The organism is Micromonospora inaquosa (assembly GCF_003857055.1).
Taxonomy (GTDB): domain Bacteria; phylum Actinomycetota; class Actinomycetes; order Mycobacteriales; family Micromonosporaceae; genus Micromonospora; species Micromonospora inaquosa.
In genome coordinates, this window is sequence record NZ_QGSZ01000011.1 from 1 (window position 1) to 1,084 (window position 1,084).

General features: G+C 64.6%; 2 protein-coding genes. Both read left to right on the plus strand.

Going from position 1 to position 1,084, the window contains the following annotated elements:
- The first annotated feature begins 94 nt into the window (after positions 1–94).
- Complete coding sequence (locus DLJ59_RS00050) at positions 95–424, plus strand: IS3 family transposase (protein ID WP_124770496.1); 330 nt, start codon at positions 95–97, stop codon at positions 422–424.
- Between the two features lie 24 nt (positions 425–448).
- Positions 449–880, plus strand: coding sequence for a hypothetical protein (locus tag DLJ59_RS00055; protein ID WP_124770497.1), 432 nt, complete (start codon positions 449–451; stop codon positions 878–880).
- Positions 881–1,084: the final 204 nt, after the last annotated feature.

The following is a 1,084-nucleotide window of genomic DNA, read 5'->3' on the forward strand; positions in this document are numbered from 1 at the left end:
GCCCTCGCGGTCAACAACCGGCCCCGCAAGAGCCTTGGCTGGAAGACCCCGGCCGAGGTCTTCGCCGAGCAGTTAAGCTCGCTGGAACAGCCCGGTGTTGCAACGACCGATTGAACTCGCCCAATACACGTCGTTCGAGTTCGGCCGGACCCTGCGCTCCTGCGGCGTCCTGGCCTCGATGGGTTCCGTGGCCGACTGCTACGACAACGCCATGGCCGAGACCTTCTTCGCCACCCTGAAGACCGAACTGGTCTACACCCGAGCCTGGCCCAGCCGACACGAACTGGAAATGGAGGTCTTCTCCTACATCGAAGGCTTCTACAACCCTCGCCGCCGGCACAGCCCTCTGGGTAACGTCAGCCCCGACACCTACGAGAAGATCCACCAAGAGTCCCTGACACACATCGAGGTGTCCGGCCCATAGGGGTCACTTCATTGGGTTGTCTCTATGGGGACGTTGGCAATCGTGGTGCTGCTGTGCGGCTGCGGGCTCGTTGTCGTCGGGTTCGACGGCGACGGCAGGCTGCGGTTCCCTGCCCGCGACGATGAGGTCCTCCCACTGCCGACGTCGCTGCACTTGGTGTCGTCCGTCACCTGTGCCGATGGTGGCAGCAGCGGCAACTGCACAGCCGAGTTCGTGGTGATGGCCGCCGATGGCGCTGACAGGACAACGACCGTGACCCGGCTTGTCGAACACCTCCGCAGCGGTAGATGGCCGCTCCAGCCCGAAGAGGGCGTCTATCGCGGCTCGCGCGAGACAGGCGGGATCCTGAACTGGACAGCGCACCGGATGTGGCTCCACGTAGACGTCGAGCCGGCAAAGGTGCGGCAACCGGCGCCACCACCAGAGGCCGTCGTCCTCTACATCGACAACCTATGACACGGTTGCACCACCTCGACCAGCACGCACACTCTTCTGCTGCTGTCGCGCGTTGGTGGCGCCTGGCGCCGTGCACTCTCATGGCTCCCCTCTGTGTCAAGACACCGCCGGGAGGAGAGTTCTATCCTGGGTCTCGGCGGGTCCGGGAAGTGACTTCTCCGAAGAGCCGGCTGGGGGATGAGAGTCGGTCGCGCTGGAGCCAGT